The sequence below is a fragment of the Rathayibacter sp. AY1E8 genome (assembly GCF_002931415.1).
GTDB lineage: Bacteria > Actinomycetota > Actinomycetes > Actinomycetales > Microbacteriaceae > Rathayibacter.
On record NZ_PSVI01000009.1, the window covers coordinates 16,724 to 31,915 of the forward strand.

Genomic DNA, 15,192 nt, shown 5'->3' on the forward strand with positions numbered 1-15,192 from the left:
CCGGCGCGGATCCGCAGCATTAAGGCTCGCCGGGGGAGGAATCCGTCCGTGCCGCTAGCGTGGGCGGATGCGCATCACGATCCTGGCCGGAGGCGTCGGCGGCGCCCGCTTCACCTCGGCGGTCCGCGAGCACCTCCGCGATCTCGAGGCCGCCGGCGGCGAGGCGAGCGAGATCACCGTCGTCGTCAACACCGGCGACGACATGTGGCTCACCGGCCTCAAGGTCTGCCCCGACCTCGACTCGATCACCTACGCGCTCGGCGGAGTGAACGACACGGAGCGCGGCTGGGGGCGGGCCGGCGAGAGCGAGCGGGTCTCGGCCGAGCTCACCGCCTTCGGCGTCGGCTGGCCGTGGTTCACCCTGGGCGACCTCGACCTCGGCACCCACATCGCCCGCAGCTCGATGCTGCGCGACGGCCTCACCCTCTCGGAGGCGACCGCCCGGATCACCGCCCGCTGGCCGCTGGGGGTCCGCCTGCTGCCGATGTCGGACCAGGACGTCGAGACCCACGTCGAGGTCGAGCTCCCCGGCGAGGGCGTGCGGCTCCTCCACTTCGAGGAGTGGTGGGTGCGGCTGCGCGCGTCCGCGCCCGCCCGCCGGTTCGTCCAGCAGGGGGTGGAGAGCGCCCGCCCCGCCCCGGGCGTGCTGGAGGCGATCGCCGACACCGACGCGGTGCTCGTCGCCCCCTCCAATCCCGTCGTCTCGATCGGCACGATCCTCGGAGTGCCCGGGATCGCGGACGCCCTCCGCCGTACCTCCGCACCCGTCGTGGGCGTCTCCCCCGTCATCGGAGGCGCGGTGGTGCGCGGCATGGCCGACGCCTGCCTCGCCGCGATCGGCGTCGAGACCTCCGCCGAGGCCGTCGGCCGGCACTACGGAGCCCGGAGCGGGGGCGGCCTCCTCGACGCCTGGCTCGTCGGCGAGGAGGACGCGGACGCGGTCCCGGCGCTCGAGTCGGCGGGGCTCCGCGCCCGCTCCGTGCCGCTCTGGCTGACCGGCCGGGACGCCTCCGTGCGGCTCGCCGCCGACGCTCTCGCCGCCGCGAGGGGCTGAGCGGAGCCTCCTCCCGGGGCCGCGCACTGCGTGTCGCAGCGCGGATGCGGTCACGCCTCCCACGGGGCGCCCCGTTCCCTTGTACGGTCGGAGGCGGACGAACTCCCCGATTCACCCCCGCATCGGATCCGGAGCCCCTCGGTCGCGCGCCCGACCGCGTCCTCACCACGTCTCCGAGCCCTGCGGAACCGCGTGCCGTCCCGTCAGGAGGACACCATGGAGCCCAGCTCGAGGATCAGCACCGAGCGGATCGAGCCCGACATCGTGGTGATCCGCCCCGTCGGCCGGCTCGACCTGTCCACGGCGTGGGAGCTCGAAGCGGTCCTCCAGCGCGCGCTCGAGGCGGGAGAGGTCCGCGTGGTCGTCGACCTGGCGGCCGTCGAGTTCCTCGACTCGTCCGGGCTCGGCGTCCTCGTCGCCGGACTCAAGGAGGCGCGGAAGGCGGGCGGCGAGCTGCGCGTGGCCGCCGCCGACGAGCAGCCCGCCATGGTGCTCGGCCTGTCCAACCTCGACCGCCTGCTCGGCAGCGCCGAGACCGTCGAGGAGGCCTACCGTGCCTGAGCGCTCCTTCGTCGTGCGCACGCCGCCCGAGGACGGCGTCACCGTCGTCCACGAGGCGCTCGAGGAGCTGTGGCTCGAGGAGCCGGGCGTCGCGCCGGTCGACCGGATGTCGTTCGAGACCGCGCTGGTCGAGCTGACTTCGAACATCGTCCAGCACGCCCGGTCGTACCGGCACATCATCTGCCTGGTCGAGATCCGCGTCGACGCGACCGAGCTGCGCGCCTCGCTCAACGACTCCGCCGAGGAGGCGCCCGCCGAGGTCGCCGATCCCCGCGACATGCCGGACGAGTGGGACGAGGCAGGCCGCGGGATCCCGTTCATCCACGCCCTCGTCACCGAGTTCTCCTACCGCCGTGTCGACGGGCAGAACCTCTGGGCACTCGCCCGGACCCGCACGTGAGCGAGCCGACCGAGCGCGCCCGCCTCGCCGCGATCGCCGAGCTCGGGATCGGCCTGAGCACCCCCCAGGAGCGCTTCGACAGGATCACCCGCATCGCCCGCCGGCTCCTGCGCGTCCCCCTCGCCGAGATCAACATCCTCGAGGAGTCGACGCAGTTCACGAAGTCGCCCCAGCGCTCGGCGCGGGCGAGCAGGATGCTGCGCGCCGACTCGATGTGCGACGTCACGGTCCAGCAGGGCGACATCCTCGTCGTCGAGGACGCCACCGCCGATCCGCGGTTCGCCGACCGCGGAGTCGTCACCGGATCCCCTCACGTGCGCTTCTACGCGGGCCGCCCGCTCGTCGTGGGGGACGGCCTCCGCGTCGGCACGATCTGCATCATCGACAGCGAGGTGCGCGGCTTCTCGGAGGAGGAGCGCGAGATCCTCGAGGACCTCGGCCGGTGGGCGGAGCGGGAGCTGCGCGAGATCGCCTTCTCCGGACGCGCGAGCGAGACGCAGGAGCGGCTCTGGCCCCCGCGCCTCGACCTCGGCGAGTGGAGCCTCGACTCGCTGACCACGCCGCTGCACGACGTCGCCGGCGACTACACGGCGTGGCGTCGCAGCGGGGACGATCTCTCCCTCGAGCTGGTCGACGTGATGGGCAAGGGGGTGTCGGCGGCGATCGTCGCCTCCGCGATCCGCTCCGCGTTCCAGGCGCGGCCGGAGCTCCCTCCCGCGGCAGCCGTCGAGGCCGTCAACCGCCAGCTCCTGCCCGACCTGACCGCGACCGGGATGTTCGCGACCGCGCTGATCGCCCGGGTCGACCTCGCGAGCGGCGCCGTCGCGTTCGTGGACAGCGGCCACGGCCTCACCCTCCTGCTGCGCGCCGACGGCACCACGGAGCGGCTCGCCTCCACCGGCGTCCCGCTCGGCATCGCCGCCGACGTCTCCTGGGAGGAGGAGCAGCGCGTGCTCGCCCCCGGCGACGCGCTCTTCTCCTGCAGCGACGGCCTGCTCGACGTCTTCGGCGGGCGCCTCGACGCGCTCGACCGTCTCGCCGAGCTGGTGCGGAGCAACGACGACCCCGCTCTCTTCGAGCGTCTGCATGCTCTCGCAGACGACGCGCACGACGATGTGACAGCGTTGGTGCTGCGGCGCTCCGCAGCGCCCGCCCCCTCCTGATCCTGATCGAAAGGACCTCCCCCATGCCTGGTGCACTCGTCCTCGCCGGCGGCGGCCTCGCCGGAATCGCCTGGGAGCTCGGCGTCCTCCGCGGCCTCGCAGACGCCTCCCCCGAGGCGGCCCGCCTCCTGCTCGATCCGTCGACGACCTTCATCGGCACCTCCGCGGGCTCCGCGGTCGCCGCGCAGCTGAGCACCGGCACCGGCCTCGACGAGTCGTACGAGGCCCAGCTCCAGGAGGAGTCCGCCGAGATCGGAGCGGACGTCGACGGTGAGCGCCTCCAGGCCCTCTTCGCCGCGGCCGTCGAGGGCGCGACCTCGCCCCAGGACGCGCGGCGCCGCATCGGCACCCTCGCGCTCGAGGCCGAGACGCTCCCCGAGGACACCCGCCGGGCCGTCATCTCGGCCCGCGTGGGCGACGCCGACTGGCCCGAGCAGCGTCTGCTCATCACCGCGGTCGACACGGCCACCGGTGAGCTGCGCGTGTTCGACCGCGAGAGCGGTGTCGGCCTCGTCGACGCGATCTCCGCCAGCTGCGCCGTCCCCGGGGTCTGGCCTCCCGTCAGCATCGACGGCGTCCGCTACATGGACGGCGGCGTCCGCTCCGGCAGCAACGCCGACCTCGCCGCGGGAGCCGACTGGGTCCTGATCGTCACTCCGCTGCCCGGAGTCGGCACGCCCGGCGCGGGCCTGATCCCGACCGGCGAGCTCGACGCCCTCGCGGACTCGCGGGTCGAGGTGCTCTACGCCGACGAGGAGTCGGTGCGCGCCTTCGGCCCGAACTCGCTCGACCCGGCCGTCCGCGCCGCCTCCGCCCGCGCCGGACGTGCTCAGGGCGCCCGGCTCGCCTCGCGGATCGCCGCGCTGGTCGGCGCCGAGTAGCCGGTCTCATCGCCGCACGCTGTAGCGCGTGAAGACCGTGCCGTCGGCGAAGCGGTGCTCCTCGCGCAGGTCGAGGCGCGCGTGGAACCCGCACGGGAGGAAGTGGGTCCCGCCGCCCACCGCCACCGGCACCGTGTAGACCTGCACCTCGTCGACGATCCCGGCGAGCAGCGCGTGCCGGGCGAGGGTCGGCCCGCCGATCGAGACGTCGTGGTCGGCGGCGCTGACCTGCGCGGCGACGACGACCGGGTCGAACCCGCCCTCGACGCGGGTGCGGCGGGTCTCGGCCGACTCCAGTGTCGTCGAGTACACGACCTTGTCGGCCGCCCGCCACATCTCCTGGAAGTCGCGGATGAACGCGAACTCCTCCGCGAGGGCCCAGGTCTGCTCCCACGCGCGCATGACCTCGTACATGCGCCGCCCGTACAGGTACGTGCGCACCCGCCCCTCGCGCTCCGTGATGAAGCGGTGCACGGCGGGTCGCGGCTCCGCCCAGGCGAATCCGCCGTCCGCGTCGTTCACGTAGCCGTCGAGCGACGCGATCGAGCTGTAGATGAGCGCGCCCACGTCGGCCTCTCTCCGTGGCCGGCTTCGGGACCGCCCACGGGCGCGACCGTAGGCCTCCCGCCTCCGTCCGGCAATGTCCGCCGGGGCCTCTGGCGCGGATCGACGGGTCGCCGCTGCTCCTGGTGGCGCTCCCGGCGGTCGGCGCCCCCTCCCGGACCGCGTACCGTGGTCGTGCCGCAGGGAGCGGCCGTGAAGGGTTCGGGATGAAGATCAGCCAGCTGCGCCACTTCGTGGCGGTCGCCGAGGAGCTGCACTTCGTGCGCGCCGCCGAGCGCCTCGGCATCTCGCGGCAGAAGCTCGACTCCTCCGTCGCCGCCGTCGAGCTCGACCTCGGCAAGCCGCTCTTCGAGCCCGGTGCCGCCGCCACGACCCTCACCGCGGCCGGGCGGCAGCGCCTCGCCTCGGCCCGCGAGGAGCTCGCCGCGCTCGGCGACGAGCCGGAGGCGGCCCCGAAGTCGGGAGGCAAGGCCAAGGCCTCCAAGGGAACTGGGCGCGCCCCGATCGTCAAGGGCCAGCCGAAGCCCTACAAGCGCCGCCAGTCCCGCTGACGCGCAGTGTCCGATCGTCGGATGTGGTGGGCCCTACCGGGCTCGAACCGATGACATCCACGGTGTAAACGTGGCGCTCTACCAACTGAGCTAAAGGCCCCCGTCGCGGGAGCACCCGCGGACGATCGACTCGATCCTACGGCAGGCGGAGCGGCCCCCTGCGGGCACTAGCCTCGGCACATGACCGCCGACAGCGACTCCCGGGCGAGGCGGCGCGCCGAGAGCCGCTGGCCCGCCTCCGCCGCGATCCTGGTGGCAGTCGCACTGAACGTGGCCGGCCACAGCGCCGACACCTCGGAGGTCCGCCTCGTCGCCGCCGGCATCACGCTCGCGCTGCTCGTGCCGCTGTTCGTCGTCAACCCGCACCGGCTCGACAGCGAGACGCGCTGGTCGCGCGGGGTCTCCATCGCCCTGGCGGTCGTGCTCGCCGTGGCGAACCAGGTGAACGTGGTCGCCGTGGTGATCGACCTCGTCGACGGGACGGCCGACGGCCCGCCGCTGCTGCTCACCGCGCTCCAGGTCTGGGTCACCAACGTCGTCGCGTACGCGCTGCTGTTCTGGGAGCTCGACCGCGGCGGTCCGGTCGCCCGCGGAACGCTTCCCCGCACCGAGCTGCCGGCGGCCGACTTCGCCTTCCCGCAGGACACCTACCGCGACACCGCGCCCGAGGTCGCCGCGACCTCCTCCGAGCGCGCCGACTGGCGGCCCGGCTTCGTGGACTACCTCTCGGTGTCGACGACGAACACCATGGCGTTCAGCCCGACCGACACGATGCCGCTGTCGAGCCGGATGAAGCTCCTGATGATCGCCGAGGCGTTCACCGGATTCGTCCTGCTGGCCCTCGTGATCTCGCGGGCCGTCAACATCCTCAGCTGACGACCGGGGCGGTCCGCCTCCGGAGGGTCAGACGTGCGCGGGGGCGAGCGCGTCGATCGCGGCGCGGTAGGCGTCGATCGACCGCGGCTCGCCCGGGGCGGTCATGAACGTGTCCCGGATGACGCCGGCCTTGTCGATGAGGAAGGTCGCGCGGGTCGCGTAACCCTTCGCCTCGGTGAACACGCCGTACTGCTTGGCGACGTCGCCGTGCGGCCAGAAGTCGGAGAGGAGCGTGAAGTCGTAGCCCTGCTTCTCGCCCCAGGCGCGCAGCGTGTGCTTGGAGTCGACCGAGATGCCGATCAGCTCCACGTCGGCGTGCTCGAAGAGGGAGAGGTTCTCGCGCAGCGCGCAGAACTCGCCCGTGCAGGTGCCGGAGAAGGCGAGGGGGAAGAACACCAGGGCGACGTTGCGCCGCCCGTGGAAGTCGCCCAGCTGGATGCGCTCGCCGTACTGGTTCGCGAGTTCGAAGTCGGGAGCCAGGGTCAGCTTCTCGAGAGCCATCGGTCCGATGTCCTTCCGTGCGCACGAGAGTCGCGCGAGCACGAGGGGCAATGCTAGACCCGCTCCGCGCAGACTCCAAGGAACGGCCGTCTCCCCCGATCACGGGCCGGTCGACGCGTCCCGTCTGGCGCTCTCCTACAGTCGTCGGCGCCCATTCCTCGTGGATCACCACAGTGCGATTCCAGGTTCGGGGCACGGGAATCGCTAGGCTGACGGAGGTGCCCGCGCGCGGCTCGTCATCCGAGCCCCGGATCCGCGGATCCGCACCGCTTCATGAGAGTGATGTCTCGGGCACGATCTGCCCCCAGAGAGAGGTCGAGGGTGACTGTTAACGATCAGGACCCGTATTCCGTCGGTCACGTGGACTCGGACCCCGAGGAAACGTCGGAGTGGAACGAGTCGCTCGATGCGCTCGTCGAGGAGCGGGGCCGGGGTCGCGGGCGCGACGTCATGCTCAGCCTCCTCAAGCGCTCCAAGGAGCTCCACCTCGGCGTGCCGATGGTGCCCACCACGGACTACATCAACACCATCGCGCCCGAGAACGAGCCCGACTTCCCGGGCGACGAGGACGTCGAGCGCCGCTACCGCGCGTGGATCCGCTGGAACGCGGCCATCCTCGTGCACCGCGCGCAGCGTCCCGGCATCGGGGTCGGCGGCCACATCTCGACGTACGCGTCGAGCGCCTCGCTGTACGAGGTCGGCTTCAACCACTTCTTCCGCGGCCAGGACCACCCGGGCGGCGGCGACCAGATCTTCATCCAGGGCCACGCCTCCCCCGGCCCGTACGCGCGCGCCTTCCTCGAGGGACGCCTGAGCGAGCACCAGCTCGACGGATTCCGCCAGGAGAAGTCGCACCGGGGCGGCGGGCTCTCCAGCTACCCGCACCCGCGGCTCATGCCGGAGTTCTGGCAGTTCCCGACCGTGTCGATGGGCCTCGGCCCGATCAACGCGATCTACCAGGCGCAGGCGAACAAGTACCTCACCAACCGCGGCATCAAGGACGCCTCCGACCAGCAGGTCTGGGCGTTCCTCGGCGACGGCGAGATGGACGAGGTCGAGTCGCGCGGTCAGCTCCAGGTCGCCGCGAACGACGGCCTCGACAACCTGAACTTCATCGTCAACTGCAACCTCCAGCGCCTCGACGGACCCGTCCGCGGCAACGGCAAGATCGTGCAGGAGCTCGAGTCGTACTTCCGCGGCGCGGGCTGGAACGTCATCAAGCTCATCTGGGGCCGCGAGTGGGACGACCTGCTCGCCCGCGACACCGAGGGCGCGCTGCTCGACCTGATGAACAAGACGCCCGACGGCGACTTCCAGACCTACAAGACGGAGGACGGCGCCTACGTCCGCGAGAACTTCTTCGGCCGCGACCCGCGCGCCAAGAAGCTCGTCGAGGGCTACTCCGACGAGCAGATCTGGGGCCTGCGCCGCGGCGGCCACGACTACCGCAAGATCTACGCGGCCATGAAGGCCGCGACGGAGCACAAGGGCCAGCCCACCGTCATCCTCGCCCACACCATCAAGGGCTACGGTCTCGGCCGCAGCTTCGAGGGCCGCAACGCGACCCACCAGATGAAGAAGATGACGCTGGACAACCTCAAGTCGTTCCGCGACACCATGCGCATCCCGATCACGGACGCGCAGCTCGAGGAGAACCCCTACCTCCCGCCGTACTACCACCCCGGTCAGAACGACGAGGCGATCGAGTACCTGCAGGAGCGCCGCCGCGCGCTCGGCGGCTACCTCCCCGAGCGCCGCTCGAAGTACACGCAGCTGAACCTCCCCGAGGACTCGGCGTACGCGGTCGGCAAGAAGGGCTCCGGGACGCAGGAGATCGCCACCACCATGGCGTTCGTCCGCATCCTCAAGGACATCCTCCGGTCGAAGGACTTCGGCAACCGCGTCGTCCCGATCATCCCGGACGAGGCGCGCACCTTCGGCATGGACGCGTTCTTCCCGAACGCGAAGATCTACAACCCTCGCGGCCAGCACTACACGTCGGTCGACCGCGAGCTCCTCCTGGCCTACAAGGAGAGCCCGCAGGGACAGATCCTCCACGTCGGCATCAACGAGGCGGGCGCCCTCGCGGCGTTCACCGCGATCGGCACCTCGTACTCGACGCAGGGCGAGCCGCTCATCCCGGTCTACGTCTTCTACTCGATGTTCGGGTTCCAGCGCACGGGCGACGCGATCTGGGCGGCCGGCGACATGATGTCGCGCGGCTTCATGATCGGCGCCACCGCAGGACGCACCACGCTGACCGGCGAGGGCCTCCAGCACGCGGACGGGCACTCCCCGATCCTCGCGGCGACCAACCCCGCGGTCGTGAGCTACGACCCGGCCTACGGGTACGAGATCGCGCACATCGTGCAGTCCGGTCTCGAGCGCATGTACGGCGGGAAGCACACCGACCCGAACGTCATGTACTACATCACGGTCTACAACGAGCCGATCGTGCAGCCGAAGGAGCCGGAGGACGTCGACGTCGAGGGCATCGTCCGCGGCATCCACCGCATCTCCTGGGGCCAGTGGGACGGGCCGAAGGCCCAGCTCCTCGCCTCGGGCGTCGCGGTGCCGTGGGCGATCGAGGCGCAGAAGCTCCTCGCCGAGGACTGGGGCGTCTCGGCGGACGTCTGGTCGGTCACCTCGTGGAACGAGCTGCGCCGCGACGGCATCAAGGCCGAGCAGCACAACTTCCTCCACCCCGAGGACGCCGAGCAGGTGCCGTACGTGACGCAGAAGCTGGCCGACGCGAAGGGCCCCTTCGTCGCCGTCTCGGACTTCTCGCACCAGGTCCCCGACCAGCTGCGCCAGTTCATCCCGGGCGACTTCGCGACGCTCGGCGCGGACGACTTCGGCTTCTCGGACACCCGTGCGGCGGCGCGGCGCTACTTCCAGATCGACGGCCCCTCGGTCGTCGTGCGGACGCTGCAGCTGCTCGCCAAGCGCGGCGAGATCGACCCCTCGCTCGCCGTCCAGGCGATCGAGAAGTACCGCCTCCTCGACGTCAACGCCGGCACCACCGGCAACGCGGGCGGCGAGAGCTGACGGACGAGTCCGTGCTCTCGCAGGAACCCGCACCGTCGAGTGCGCGGGGTCCTGCTCCTGCGGCGGAGCGTCCGGCCACCCGGCCGGGCGCTCCCCGCACGAAGGAGCAGACCCTCGCCTGGCTGCGCACCCTCGCCGGTGAGCTCTCGACGCAGACGATCAAGCGACTCGAGGACACGCTGCCCTGGTACGGCAGCATGCCCCCCGGTCGGCGCTCGGCGGTCGGCCTCGTCGCCCAGGCCGGCATCACCTCGTTCATCTCGTGGTTCGACGACCCGTCGGCCACGCCGTGGATCGCGGCGGACGTGTTCGGAGCCGCTCCCCGCGAGCTGCTGCGCTCCGTCTCGCTGACGCAGACGCTGCAGCTGATCAAGGTGACGGTCGAGGTCGTCGAGGACCGGATCAAGAACGGCGGGGAGGACCTCCGCGAGGCGATCCTCCTCTACTCGCGCGAGATCGCCTTCGCCGCGGCCGACGTCTACGCGCGCGCCGCCGAGGCCCGAGGTCTCTGGGACGCGCGCCTGGAGGCGCTGGTCGTCGACTCGATCCTCACGGGCGAGGCCGACGACGAGCTGCCCAGCCGGATCGCCGCCCTCGGCTGGCACGGCCACGGCGAGGTCGCCGTCCTGGTGGGCACCGCCCCCAAGATGCTCGACGTCGACCAGCTGCGCCGCACGGCCCGGCACATGGACGCCGACGTGCTGATCGGCGTGCAGGGCAGCCGGCTCGTCCTGGTCATCGGCCGCGCCGAGCCGAGCGAGAACGCCACGGAGGAGACCGGCCCGCCGGTCGCGTTCCTCGAGATCGCGGAGGCGCTCGAGCCCGGCTTCGGGACGGGCCACCTCGTCCTCGGCCACGAGGTGCCGACCCTGGTCGAGGCGTCCCGCAGCGCCCGCGCGGCCCTCGCCGGCTTCGCGGTCGCCCGCTCCTGGCGGAACGCGCCGCGACCGGTCAACGCCGACGACCTCCTTCCCGAGCGCGCCCTCGCCGGCGACCCGCTCGCCCGCCAGAGCCTCATCACGCAGATCTACCGGCCCCTGCAGAAGCACTCGACCGAGCTTCTGACCACGCTGTGGGCCTACCTCGACAACGGCCGCTCCCTCGAGGCGACCGCTCGCGAGCTGTTCGTGCACCCGAACACGGTGCGGTACCGCCTCAAGCGGGTCGCCGAGGTGATCGGCTGGGACGCGACGGGCGCCCGCGAGGCGCTCATCCTCCAGTCCGCCCTCATCCTCGGCTCCATGAGCGACCCGGACGGCGCCGTCCGCCGGAAGCCGTCCCGCCGCTGAGGCCCTCCGCTCGCCGAACCCCTCCCGCCCCTGAACACTTGTAGACCCGCGACAAGCTCTTTGTGCTTTGTCAGTGGCTCCACGCGCCGCACGTGCGAGCGCAGATCGGAAGACTGGATACCGTGATCGTCGTCGTCGCCCCGGGTCAGGGCTCCCAGACCCCCGGATTCCTCGCCCCATGGCTCGAGATCCCCTCCGTGGCCGAGCAGGTCGCCGCGCACTCGGAGGCGGTCGGCATCGACCTCGCCGCGCACGGCACCGTCTCGGACGCGGACACCATCCGCGACACCGCGGTCGCCCAGCCCCTGATCGTCTCCGCGGGACTCGTGAGCCTCGCCGCCCTCCTCGAGGGCGGACGGCGCGAGCGCATCGCGGGCATCGCCGGACACTCCGTCGGCGAGATCACCGCGGCTGCCGGAGCCGGGGTCCTCACCGAGGCCGACGCGCTGGTGTTCGTCCGCGAGCGCGCCCGTGCCATGGCCGCTGCGGCCGCCGCCGAGCCGACCGCGATGAGCGCGGTCCTCGGCGGCGACGAGCAGGCCCTGATCGCCCGTCTCGACGAGCTCGGCCTCGAGCCGGCCAACTACAACGGCGGCGGGCAGATCGTCGTCGCCGGCGCGGTCGACGCGCTCGAGGCGCTCAAGGCGGAGCCGCTCCGCGGGACCCGCGTGATCCCCCTGCAGGTGGCCGGCGCCTTCCACACCCGCTACATGGCGCCCGCCCGCGACTCCCTCGCCGGCGTCGCCGCCGGGCTGACCCCCTCCGACCCGACGCTCCGGCTCTGGACGAACCGCGACGGGTCGGTCGTCGACTCCGGTGCCGCGTTCCTCGAGCTGCTCGTCGGCCAGGTCGCCTCCCCCGTCCGCTGGGACCTCTGCATGGCGGCCTTCGCCGACGCGGGCGTCACCGGGATCATCGAGCTGGCACCCGCCGGCGCGCTGGTCGGCCTCGCCAAGCGCGGCCTCAAGAGCGTGCCGAGCATCGCCATCACGACCCCCGACGACGTGGACGCCGCTCGCGCCTTCCTCGACGAGCACGCCGCCTAGCAGGAGAGACCCCATGACGACCCCTTCCCTCACCCAGTCCAGCGGCAGCGCGTACACCCGGATCCTCGGCATCGGCGCGGCACGCGGCGACCTCGTCGTCCCGAACGACGACCTGATCGAGCCGATCAACTCCTCCGACGAGTGGATCCGCCAGCGCACCGGCATCATCGAGCGCCGCCGCGCCTCCGCCGACATCCACGCGGTCGACCTCGCGACCACCGCCTCCCTCGAGGCGATCGAGAAGGCGGGCATCCGCCCGGACCAGATCGGCGTCGTGCTCGTCTCCACGATCAGCAACACCGTGCAGACCCCGTCGCTGGCTGCGCTCCTCGCGGACCGCATCGGGGCGAACCCCGCCCCGGCGTACGACATCTCGGCAGCCTGCGCCGGCTACACCTACGGCATCGCCCAGGCCGATTCCTTCATCCGCTCCGGCCTGGCCGAGTACGTGCTCGTCGTCGGAGCCGAGAAGCTGTCCGAGCTGGTCAAGTCGACCGACCGCAGCATCTCCTTCCTCCTGGGCGACGGCGCGGGCGCCGCGGTCGTCGGCCCCAGCGACACCGCCGGCATCTCGAAGACCGTGTGGGGATCCGACGGCTCCAAGTGGGACACCGTCGGCATGGACAACCCGCTCGCGGCCTACCGCGACGGCACCGCCGAATGGCCCACCCTCCGCCAGGACGGCCCGTCGGTCTTCCGCTGGGCGGTCTGGGAGATGGCCAAGGTCGCCAAGCAGGCGCTCGCGGAGGCGGGCGTCCAGCCCGAGGACCTCGCCGCGTTCATCCCCCACCAGGCGAACATGCGCATCATCGACGAGCTCGCGAAGCAGCTGAAGCTGCCCGAGACCGTCGCTATCGGCCGCGACATCGAGACCACCGGCAACACCTCCGCCGCGTCGATCCCGCTCGCCACCCACCGCCTGCTCGAGGAGCACCCGGAGCTGCACGGCGGACTCGCGCTGCAGATCGGCTTCGGCGCCGGACTGGTGTTCGGCGCGCAGGTCGTGGTGCTCCCGTGACCGGCGCGACCCCACCCCTAAACTGACCTACGGTCACTGACGAACACCCGAAGAACCCCCAAGGAGAGAACCATGGCACTGTCCAACGAAGAAGTCCTCGCCGGCCTGGCCGAGCTTGTCAACGACGAGACGGGCATCGCCACCGACTCCGTCGAGATGGACAAGTCGTTCACCGACGACCTCGACATCGACTCCATCTCGATGATGACCATCGTCGTCAACGCCGAGGAGAAGTTCGACGTGAAGATCCCCGACGACGAGGTCAAGAACCTCAAGACGGTCGGCGACGCGGTCCGCTTCATCGTCAAGGCGTCCGAGTAGTCGTCGCCCGCGCACCCCGTCCTCGTGGCGGACACCCCGGCCGGCGATCGTCGGCCGGGGTGAGCCCGGCACCCACCCACACGGAACAGAGAAGCTCGTCATGACCAAGAAGATCGTCGTCACCGGAATCGGTGCCAGCACTCCCCTCGGCGGGACCGCCCGGGAGTCCTGGAACGCACTCCTCGCCGGCGAATCAGGCGTCCGCTCCCTCGAGCAGGACTGGGTCGCCCAGTACGACATCCCGGTCACCTTCGCCGCCCAGGCCAAGGTCCGCCCGGAGGAGGTGCTCTCCCGCCCCGAGGCGAAGCGCCTCGACCCCTCCAGCCAGTTCGCGCTCATCTCGGCCCGCGAGGCCTGGGCCGACTCCGGCATCACCGACGTCGACCCGCTCCGCGTGGGCGTCGACTACTCGACCGGCATCGGCGGCCTCTGGACCCTCGTCGACGCGTGGGACACCCTCCGCGAGCGCGGTCCCCGCCGGGTCCTCCCGATGACCATCCCGATGCTCATGCCCAACGCGGCCGCCGCCGCCATCAGCATGGCCATCCCCTCCCGCGCCTACGCCCGCACCGACGTGTCGGCCTGCGCCTCCAGCACCGAGGCCCTCGCGAACGCCTACGAGCACATGCAGCTCGGCCTCGCCGACGTGGTCGTCGCCGGCGGCACGGAGTCGGTCGTCCACCCGCTCCCGATCGCCGCCTTCGCGTCGATGCAGGCCCTCTCGCGCCGCAACGACGACCCGGCGACCGCCTCGCGCCCCTACGACGTCTCCCGCGACGGCTTCGTCCTCGGAGAAGGCGCCGCGACGCTCATCCTCGAGACCGAGGAGCACGCCCTCGCCCGCGGAGCCCGCATCTACGCGGAGCTCGCCGGCGGCGCCGTCACCAGCGACTCGTACCACATCACGGCGCCGGACCCCGAGGGCTCCGCCGCCGCCCGCGCCATGATCGGCGCCCTCGAGCAGGCCGGAGCCGCGCTCACCGACGTCACCCACGTCAACGCCCACGCGACGAGCACCCCGGTCGGCGACATCGCCGAGTACCGCGCCCTGCTGCGCGTCTTCGGCGACCACCTCCCGAACATCGCCGTCTCCGCGACCAAGGCGTCCACCGGCCACCTCCTCGGCGGCACCGGCGCGCTCGAGGCCATCTTCACCGTGCTCGCCCTCCACGAGCGCACCGCACCCCCCACCATCAACCTCTTCGAGCAGGACCCCCAGATCCCCCTCGACGTCGTCACCAGCCCCCGCGCCCTCGGCGACGGACCGCTGGTCGCCATCTCGAACTCGTTCGGGTTCGGGGGGCACAATGCTGTTGCCGCTTTCCGGACGGTGTAGCGGGGCGTAGCCCCGCTCCACCGTGCGGAAAGCGGGCTGCGCCGCTCCTTGCGCGGCGCAGGCGCGTCCGCTGGGGAGGGGGGCGGGGTTTCCGAGGGCCGGTGCGGTGCGGCGACGGTGATCCGCTGGAACGCGGATCCCCGGATACGCCTCGTGCCGCGAGGGATCTGCGCCGCCGTCTGGTGCGGGCTGGTGAGCACGCCGTGCTGGTGGGGAGCGCGGGCTTCGCCGCGGCTCGGGTCGGATGCTCGGATCAACGAAGCTGTCCGGGTGGGAGCGCGGGCTTCGCCGCGACTCGCGTCGGATACTCCGATCGCGGAAGCTGTCCGGGTGGGAGCGCGGGCTTCGCCGCGACTCGGGTCGAAAGCTTCGGTTCAAGCAGCTGTGCTCGAGGGGAGCGCGGGCTTCGCCGCGACTCGGGTCGGATGCTCGGATCAGGGCGGCTGCGCTCGTGGGGAGCGTGCGACTCGCCATTACTCGGGCCGTCGGCGTCGTGCGCAACAGAGGTGCGGGCGGCTCCACGAGCTTTCCGACGCCCTCCGCCGGAACGCGGTGCTCCGCCGACCGTCTGGTCGACGTGCCA

The 15,192-nt window shown here is 72.0% G+C and carries 15 protein-coding genes and 1 tRNA gene; 13 read left to right on the forward strand and 3 right to left on the reverse strand.

Annotation, left to right across the window (positions count from 1 at the left end):
- The first annotated feature begins 67 nt into the window (after positions 1-67).
- From cofD to C5C74_RS04040, 5 genes are all read left to right on the forward strand, one after another.
- Entirely contained in the window at positions 68-1,054 is a 987-nt protein-coding gene (cofD, locus tag C5C74_RS04020) for a 2-phospho-L-lactate transferase (RefSeq protein ID WP_104314096.1), read from the forward strand.
- Positions 1,055-1,270: 216 nt separating this feature from the next.
- Entirely contained in the window at positions 1,271-1,615 is a 345-nt protein-coding gene (locus C5C74_RS04025; protein ID WP_104351019.1) for an STAS domain-containing protein, read from the forward strand.
- Entirely contained in the window at positions 1,608-2,015 is a 408-nt protein-coding gene (locus tag C5C74_RS04030) for an ATP-binding protein (RefSeq protein ID WP_104351020.1), read from the forward strand. The genes C5C74_RS04025 and C5C74_RS04030 overlap by 8 nt, the downstream gene beginning before the upstream one ends.
- The gene (locus tag C5C74_RS04035) at positions 2,012-3,178 is read left to right on the forward strand and encodes a PP2C family protein-serine/threonine phosphatase (protein WP_181125651.1); all 1,167 of its coding nucleotides are present in this window, start codon (positions 2,012-2,014) and stop codon (positions 3,176-3,178) included. The genes C5C74_RS04030 and C5C74_RS04035 overlap by 4 nt, the downstream gene beginning before the upstream one ends.
- A 23-nt stretch (positions 3,179-3,201) precedes the next feature.
- On the forward strand, positions 3,202-4,059 hold the full coding sequence (locus tag C5C74_RS04040) for a patatin-like phospholipase family protein (protein ID WP_104238200.1): 858 nt from the start codon (positions 3,202-3,204) through the stop codon (positions 4,057-4,059).
- A gap of 6 nt (positions 4,060-4,065) precedes the next feature.
- Here C5C74_RS04040 and C5C74_RS04045 read toward each other — a convergent pair whose 3' ends face one another.
- Positions 4,066-4,626: a dihydrofolate reductase family protein gene (locus C5C74_RS04045; protein WP_104226668.1), complete on the reverse strand. Its 561-nt coding sequence runs from the start codon at positions 4,624-4,626 to the stop codon at positions 4,066-4,068.
- 203 nt (positions 4,627-4,829) lie between these two features.
- Here C5C74_RS04045 and C5C74_RS04050 point away from each other — a divergent pair, with 203 nt between their 5' ends.
- Positions 4,830-5,174 carry a LysR family transcriptional regulator gene (locus tag C5C74_RS04050; protein WP_104223469.1) on the forward strand — a complete coding sequence of 115 codons (345 nt, stop codon included), beginning with the start codon at positions 4,830-4,832 and terminating at the stop codon, positions 5,172-5,174.
- 24 nt (positions 5,175-5,198) lie between these two features.
- Here C5C74_RS04050 and C5C74_RS04055 read toward each other — a convergent pair.
- Positions 5,199-5,274, reverse strand: a tRNA-Val gene (locus tag C5C74_RS04055).
- 80 nt (positions 5,275-5,354) lie between these two features.
- Between C5C74_RS04055 and C5C74_RS04060 the strand changes: the two genes are divergently transcribed.
- Positions 5,355-6,050 (forward strand): hypothetical protein, encoded by a 696-nt coding sequence (locus tag C5C74_RS04060; RefSeq protein WP_104351021.1) that lies wholly within the window; start codon positions 5,355-5,357, stop codon positions 6,048-6,050.
- 27 nt (positions 6,051-6,077) lie between these two features.
- Here the strand turns inward: C5C74_RS04060 and C5C74_RS04065 are convergent, their stop codons facing one another.
- Positions 6,078-6,551 (reverse strand): peroxiredoxin, encoded by a 474-nt coding sequence (locus C5C74_RS04065; protein WP_104238203.1) that lies wholly within the window; start codon positions 6,549-6,551, stop codon positions 6,078-6,080.
- A 321-nt stretch (positions 6,552-6,872) separates the two neighbouring features.
- Here C5C74_RS04065 and aceE point away from each other — a divergent pair, with 321 nt between their 5' ends.
- The 6 genes from aceE (at position 6,873) to C5C74_RS04095 (ending at position 14,609) form a co-directional block, all read left to right on the forward strand.
- Entirely contained in the window at positions 6,873-9,599 is a 2,727-nt protein-coding gene (aceE, locus tag C5C74_RS04070; protein WP_104351022.1) for a pyruvate dehydrogenase (acetyl-transferring), homodimeric type, read from the forward strand.
- Positions 9,600-9,721: 122 nt separating this feature from the next.
- Complete coding sequence (locus C5C74_RS04075) at positions 9,722-10,888, forward strand: CdaR family transcriptional regulator (RefSeq protein WP_181027189.1); 1,167 nt, start codon at positions 9,722-9,724, stop codon at positions 10,886-10,888.
- Positions 10,889-11,010: 122 nt separating this feature from the next.
- Positions 11,011-11,934: an ACP S-malonyltransferase gene (locus tag C5C74_RS04080; protein WP_104351023.1), complete on the forward strand. Its 924-nt coding sequence runs from the start codon at positions 11,011-11,013 to the stop codon at positions 11,932-11,934.
- A gap of 13 nt (positions 11,935-11,947) precedes the next feature.
- Complete coding sequence (locus tag C5C74_RS04085; RefSeq protein ID WP_104223464.1) at positions 11,948-12,952, forward strand: beta-ketoacyl-ACP synthase III; 1,005 nt, start codon at positions 11,948-11,950, stop codon at positions 12,950-12,952.
- Positions 12,953-13,024: 72 nt separating this feature from the next.
- A complete protein-coding gene (locus C5C74_RS04090; protein ID WP_104223463.1) occupies positions 13,025-13,273 on the forward strand; it encodes an acyl carrier protein in 249 nt (82 codons plus the stop codon).
- A gap of 100 nt (positions 13,274-13,373) precedes the next feature.
- On the forward strand, positions 13,374-14,609 hold the full coding sequence (locus C5C74_RS04095) for a beta-ketoacyl synthase (RefSeq protein ID WP_104226673.1): 1,236 nt from the start codon (positions 13,374-13,376) through the stop codon (positions 14,607-14,609).
- The last annotated feature ends 583 nt before the right edge of the window (positions 14,610-15,192 follow it).